The organism is Vibrio sp. M260118, from assembly GCF_036533755.1.
Taxonomy (GTDB): domain Bacteria; phylum Pseudomonadota; class Gammaproteobacteria; order Enterobacterales; family Vibrionaceae; genus Vibrio.
Genome location: NZ_JATABG010000208.1, coordinates 1 through 6,107 on the forward strand (window position 1 = coordinate 1; position 6,107 = coordinate 6,107).

At 43.7% G+C, this 6,107-nt stretch carries 5 protein-coding genes; all 5 read left to right on the top strand.

What is annotated here, in order from left to right:
• Nucleotides 1-56 precede the first annotated feature (56 nt).
• Complete coding sequence (locus tag QTO00_RS12745; RefSeq protein ID WP_331425144.1) at nt 57-530, top strand: GAF domain-containing protein; 474 nt, start codon at nt 57-59, stop codon at nt 528-530.
• A 100-nt stretch (nt 531-630) separates the two neighbouring features.
• Entirely contained in the window at nt 631-1,260 is a 630-nt protein-coding gene (gene proQ / locus QTO00_RS12750) for an RNA chaperone ProQ (protein ID WP_038203106.1), read from the top strand.
• Between the two features lie 17 nt (nt 1,261-1,277).
• Complete coding sequence (gene prc, locus QTO00_RS12755; RefSeq protein ID WP_331425145.1) at nt 1,278-3,275, top strand: carboxy terminal-processing peptidase; 1,998 nt, start codon at nt 1,278-1,280, stop codon at nt 3,273-3,275.
• Between the two features lie 138 nt (nt 3,276-3,413).
• Complete coding sequence (locus QTO00_RS12760) at nt 3,414-4,076, top strand: hypothetical protein (RefSeq protein WP_331425146.1); 663 nt, start codon at nt 3,414-3,416, stop codon at nt 4,074-4,076.
• 205 nt (nt 4,077-4,281) lie between these two features.
• Nucleotides 4,282-6,107: aminopeptidase N (pepN, locus tag QTO00_RS12765; RefSeq protein WP_331425147.1), on the top strand; the 1,826-nt coding region annotated here is incomplete at its 3' end.

A 6,107-nucleotide genomic window follows, 5' to 3' on the forward strand; every position in this document is an offset into this window, starting at 1 on the left:
CGGCGATTGTACGCAGATTCATGTTAGAAGTCTCTAATTTTCAAAAGGATGTAACAATGAAAATAGAACATTACCACCGCTTAACCAAGCAAGCAGCGGCATTAATCGAGTCAGAAACTGATCTTATTGCTAATTTGTCGAATGTTAGCGCGTTATTGAACATGGAGCTTGAAGACCTCAACTGGGTTGGGTTCTATTTAATGAAAGAGGGCGAGTTGGTGCTCGGTCCTTTCCAAGGTAAGCCTGCGTGTGTGCGCATTCCGGTTGGACGTGGTGTGTGTGGAACTGCGGTTGCGACCAACAGTGTGCAACGGATTTATGATGTCCACGAATTTGAAGGACACATCGCCTGCGACGCGGAAAGCAACTCTGAGCTCGTCATTCCATTTTCTATTAATGGAGAGGTGGCTGGAGTGCTAGATATCGATAGCCCGAAAGTAGGCCGATTCAGCGAAATTGATCAGCAAGGACTGACATTTTTGATGAGCGAAGTAGAAAAGCTGCTTAATTCACACGCTATCAAGGCATAAATTGTCCATTGAGTGTGGTTTTTCGCTTGCAGGTCACTATAATACCTCAAATATTCAAATCTTAATGCTCGCGGACAAGCCGCAATAACCAGGAATCCACATGGAAAACACTGAAAAGTTAAAAAACAGCAAAGAAGTTATCGCATATATTGCTGAATGTTTCCCTAAGTGCTTTACTTTAGAAGGTGAAGCAAAACCGCTTAAAATTGGTATTTTTCAAGATCTTGCGGATCGTCTAACGGACGACCCAAAAGTTAGCAAGACTCAACTTCGTGCAGCGTTAAGACAATACACTTCATCATGGCGTTACCTACACGGTGTTAAGCCAGGTGCAGTACGTGTAGATTTAGATGGCAATCCAGCAGGTGAGCTAGATGAGGAACACGTAGAACACGCAAAGACAGCACTGGCTGAGAGTAAGGCTAAAGTGCAAGCTCGTCGTAAAGAGCAAGCACAGAAAGCACGTGAAGAAGGCAAGGCAAAAGCTAAGCCTGCGGCGAAGAAGCCACAAGCTCGTCGTCCGCAACAGAATAAAGTACAAAAAGCCAGCAAGCCGGTAGAAACGCGCGCTCTGAACGCTGATGAAATCACAGTCGGCAATCAAGTTAACGTCAATATGGGCAAAGGAAACATGGCTGCGACTATCGTTGAAATCAATAAGGAAGATGTGCGTGTTCAACTGTCTAACGGCCTACAAATGGTTGTAAAAGCGGAGCACCTACGCGCATAAAGGAGATACTCCTACGCATGAAATGCCGTTCAAAAATGTCGCTGATTGCTGCTAGCTTATTGCTAGCAGCTTCTTCAGCCTATGCTCTAGAAGCAAAAATCGCCCTTGAGGACTTACCTGTCCTTGCTGCTGAAAGCCAACATGCCACTGCCAGTAAGCGTGTTGAAGAAAAACTAACCAGTTCCCACTACAAGCACATCAGACTTAATGACGAGCTATCGCGCAAGATATTTTGGCGATATGTTGATTCTTTGGACTATAACAAAAACGTCTTTACTCAAGCTGATATTGATACCATTTCTAAGTGGCAAGACTCTATCGACGATCAATTAAAGTCAGGCGATACACAAATCGCGTTCGAACTATATAATCTATCGATGAAGCGTCGCTATGAACGATTTGTTCATGCACTCAAGCTTCTTGATACAGAGATGAAGTTTGATGTTGATGAGAGTATCGAGCTTGATCGTAGTGAAGCAACTTGGCCAAAAGACACAGCGGAGCTTGATGAGCTGTGGCGAAAGAGAGTCAAGTATGACGCTCTAAATCTGAAACTTACAGGCAAAGAGTGGGATGAGGTTAAAGAAGTTCTCGGTAAGCGTTACAATAATGCGCTGAAACGACTTAGCCAAACCCATAGTGAAGATGTGTTTCAGTTCTACATGAACGCGTTTGCTCGTGAAGTGGATCCACATACCAGTTATCTATCCCCTCGTAATGCCGAGCAGTTCCAAACAGAGATGAACCTGTCTCTGGAAGGGATTGGTGCAGTACTGCAGATGACAGACGATTACACGGTTATTCGTTCACTCGTTGCTGGTGGCCCTGCCTCAAATAGTAAACAGCTTGGTGAAGGCGACCGTATTATCGGTGTCGGCCAAGACGGTGAAGATATCGTTGATGTTATTGGCTGGCGATTGGATGACGTTGTTCAACTGATCAAAGGTCCAAAAGGCACCAAAGTTAATTTGCAGATCTTGCCAGAGGGTAAAGATGCTAAAACATCTGTGATTACGTTAGTGCGAGATAAAATCCGTTTAGAAGACCGAGCGGTTAAGTCTGAAGTGATTGAGCTAGACGGTAAGAAAATTGGCGTACTTGAAGTGCCGAGCTTCTATGTCGGACTGGCAAAAGATACAGATAAGCTGATTACTGAGCTCAAACAGCAGAACATTGACGGCATTATCGTCGACCTTCGTAACAATGGTGGTGGCGCGTTAACGGAAGCATCTGCTCTTACAGGGCTATTTATCAAGAGCGGTCCGGTCGTTCAGGTACGAGACAGTTATGGTCGAGTCAACGTAAAAGGCGACTTTGATGATCAAATTAGCTACAGCGGTCCAATGAGCGTTTTAATCAATCGCAACAGTGCTTCAGCATCAGAAATCTTTGCGGCAGCTTTGCAAGATTATGGTCGTGCAATCATTCTAGGTGAAAACTCGTTTGGTAAAGGAACAGTTCAACAGCACCGCACCTTGGGCAAAATCTACGATCTGTTCGATAAGGAGCTTGGCTATGTGCAATACACGATTCAGAAATTCTACCGAATCGATGGTGGTAGCACACAGAACAAAGGTGTTGCTCCAGACATAGCTTATCCAACAGCCGTTGATCCAAGTGAAACGGGCGAAAGTGTTGAAGATAATGCTCTTCCTTGGGATAGTATCGACAAAGCCAAATATAATGTGTTACAGCGTAACGAAGATTTGATCAGTGCTCTAGCCATTAAGCATGAAGCGCGTATCGCTAATGATATGGAGTTTGGTTTTATTGCTGAAGATATTGCTAAGTACAAGGCTGAGAAAGACGACAATACTCTGTCTCTAAATAAGAAAACTCGTCAGGCTGAAAGTGATGAAGCAGATGAGCGACGTTTAAGCAGAATAAATCAGCGTCAGAAGTCTGAAGGTAAAGAGCCATTTAAGTCTCTTGATGATGTACCTAAAGATTATGAGGTGCCAGATGCGTATTTGGATGAGTCAGTTGCCATCATGGTGGATATGATTAAATCTTAATATCTATCAATAAATTAAATAAGCGGACCAAATCGGGTTCGCTTTTTTTATGGAAATAATTAATGTGATTTAGATCAATTTTTTCGCTAAATAAACGTTGTGTGCCTAAGCTTAAAGAAAAAAAGTAAGGAGCACGCTATGAGATTGATTGTTTTACTATCGCTGATTTTCAGCTTCTCAGTGCTAGGTAACGGGGTTCGTGACAACAGTGACCTCACCCAATTTGATCACCCATTTTTATTAGGTGACTGGTATTTAGTCAACCCAACCCCAGATCAATCGCAAGAAAACTTTTTGGCGATTAAGTTAACGCTTGGCTCCGATTACACTTTCAAGATTGATATTCAAAAACGTGACTACTCAGTGGATCACTGGGAAGGGCTGTATACTGCCAGTGAAGATACCATCATCCTTGGTTTAGAATCCTCTGAGCCTCAGGTTTATCAATACTCTTCCAATCACAACCTTCTAAACCTAAATGGCGTGACGTTCACTAAAGCCTTGTCGAATTCTTTAGCTGGCATGTGGTCAAGTGCGCACTTTGAAGGTGATGATGCTTTGTCGAGTGATGTGGATAAACTAGACCTCATCCTTCAGCCAGATTTCGTGTTTATGTTCCGCGTTAGAAATGACGACGGAGATGAGGCTGTACACCGGGGTGTTTACTATACAGAAGGTGAGCACCTTGTTTTATTGTACGAAAACGGTGAACATGAAACTCGATATACATTAAATAAAGATACTCTGACGCTAGAGATGGAAGAAGGGGCATTGTACGCAGTTCTTGATCGGGTTAGGTAATGCACTAACTATGTTATAAAACTGCGGTATTGGTTACCTAACCAGTCAAACTGTTTGATTTCGACGTCAACAATAGATAAAAAACGAGGTATTTCTTAACAGAGCCTCGTTTTTTTTCGTTGGGAGTTGTAAGCTAACACACAATGAACATCTTGCTTCGCATTATAAAGCAAATGAAATTGAAATTAGTCAGAAGGAATTAGACATGGCTCAGGCTCCTCAAGCCAAATACCGCAAAGACTATCAGTCACCCTCTCATACCATCACTGATATCGATCTTACATTCGACCTTTACGACAACGAAACAACGGTTACAGCTGTTTCTCAAGTCAAACAGCTTAAAGATGACACAACGCTTCGTTTAGATGGAGAAGATTTAAAACTGCAAAGTATTCACGTAAATGGTGAAGCTTGGACTTCGTTTGAAGAAATAGATGGCGGTCTCGCATTACATCAGCTTCCAGCACAAGCAGAATTAAAAATCGTAACTTTGATTGACCCTGAAGCGAATACAGTACTTGAAGGGCTATACAAATCTGGTGGCGCGTTCTGCACTCAGTGTGAGGCAGAAGGTTTCCGTCGCATCACTTATTACATGGACCGCCCAGATGTGTTGGCGAAATACACCACAAAAGTGATTGCCGATAAAGCAGAATACCCATTCTTGCTCAGTAACGGTAACCGTGTAGCGCAAGGTGATCTCGAAGGCGGCCGCCACTGGGTGCAGTGGCAAGACCCACATCCGAAACCAGCGTATCTGTTTGCGTTAGTTGCTGGTGATTTTGATGTACTGCGTGATAAGTATGTGACGCAATCTGGTCGCAACGTAGAGTTAGAAATCTTTGTTGATAAAGGCAACTTAGACCGAGCACCACATGCAATGACTTCTTTGATTAACTCAATGAAGTGGGATGAACAGCGATTTGGCCTAGAGTACGATCTCGATATCTATATGATTGTGGCGGTCGACTTCTTCAATATGGGCGCGATGGAGAACAAAGGCCTTAATGTCTTTAACTCTAAGTTCGTATTAGCGAATGAGAAAACGGCGACGGACACAGATTACCTTGGCATTGAAGCCGTCATTGGCCATGAGTACTTCCATAACTGGACAGGCAACCGAGTGACTTGTCGCGACTGGTTCCAGCTAAGTTTAAAAGAGGGTTTGACCGTATTCCGCGACCAAGAGTTTTCATCGGATCTTGGCTCTCGAGCGGTAAACCGTATTAACAATGTGCGCATCATTCGCGGTCCTCAGTTTGCTGAAGATGCGAGTCCGATGTCTCACCCGATTCGCCCTGAACAAGTTATCGAAATGAATAATTTCTACACATTAACAGTGTATGAGAAAGGCAGTGAAGTGATTCGCATGATGCACACTTTGCTGGGCGAAGCGGGTTTCCAAAAGGGTATGAAGCTTTACTTCGAACGTCATGATGGCACAGCAGCTACGTGTGAAGATTTTGTCGCGGCGATGGAAGACGCATCTGGTGTTGACTTAAAGCAGTTCCGTTTGTGGTATAGCCAATCCGGTACGCCGACGCTTAAAGTAAGTAGTGAATACAACCAGGCTGAGCAGACTTATTCGCTAACGGTTGAACAATCTACTGAACCAACGCAAGATCAGTCAGACAAACAAGCACTGCACATTCCTTTTGATGTAGAATTATATGCTCAAAACGGAGATGTGATCGAGTTACATTGTAACGGTGAGCAAGTTAACAATGTGCTTAATGTTACTGAGCTTAAACAGACATTTGTATTTGAGTCTGTTGCTGAGCGCCCAGTGCCATCGTTGCTGCGTGAGTTCTCTGCACCGGTTAAGTTGGAGTACAACTACTCTGACCAAGAGCTGATTTTCTTAATGGTTAATGCGCGCAATGAGTTCGCTCGTTGGGATGCAGGCCAAATGTTGTTGGCAAAATATATTCGTGCAAACGTTGAAAAAGTACAAGCGGGTGGTGAAGTTGAATTGCCAGCAGCTGTGGTCGATGCATTCCGTGGCGTACTGCTTTCAGATAAACTTGAACC